1 protein-coding gene is annotated in these 483 nt (G+C 54.2%); it reads right to left on the reverse strand.

Annotated features, from left to right (window positions below):
* On the reverse strand, window positions 1-385 hold a 385-nt coding region (locus DVK00_RS20830), incomplete at its 3' end, for a DUF4116 domain-containing protein (RefSeq protein WP_147435945.1).
* Between the last annotated feature and the right edge of the window lie 98 nt (window positions 386-483).

Raw genomic sequence — 483 nt, forward strand, 5'->3', positions numbered from 1 at the left:
CGTCAGTCATTATCGAGAAAGGCACATACTCGATAGCCCTGGCGTTCTGCTTAACTACTTCCATGCATATCGCTGGAGTCACCATGCTTTTTGGCAGTGACTCGATAGCTAGACCGTATTGCCTGACTGCCGCAAGACACAGCGCCTCGCCGCACATTGAGTCCGGCACATTGCCAATAGCACTGCCGCGCAGGTTGACGGCATAGGCATTGAGCTCCGCTTGCAGTGTCTCTGGCAGCGGTTGCCGATCAATCAGATCTGCGCCATGAAGCGGATTGCATCCGATAATCCAGTTACGTGCTTGCTGCAAGAGCTGCTCACGGTCTGAATCAGCGCGGCCCTCAATCAGTCGATTCGCCAAGTTCTCCAGAAAATCTTCGCTCATCTCAGACTCCCATATCCCCTTCCAGCAACTGACGCTTCACGCCAGGTTCCAATCTGCCGATCTGCTCACTACTCAACCTCTTGATCTTCGCCAGGCGC

This window comes from Haloarcula sp. Atlit-47R (assembly GCF_003665985.1).
In the GTDB taxonomy this organism is placed as follows: domain Archaea; phylum Halobacteriota; class Halobacteria; order Halobacteriales; family Haloarculaceae; genus Haloarcula; species Haloarcula taiwanensis.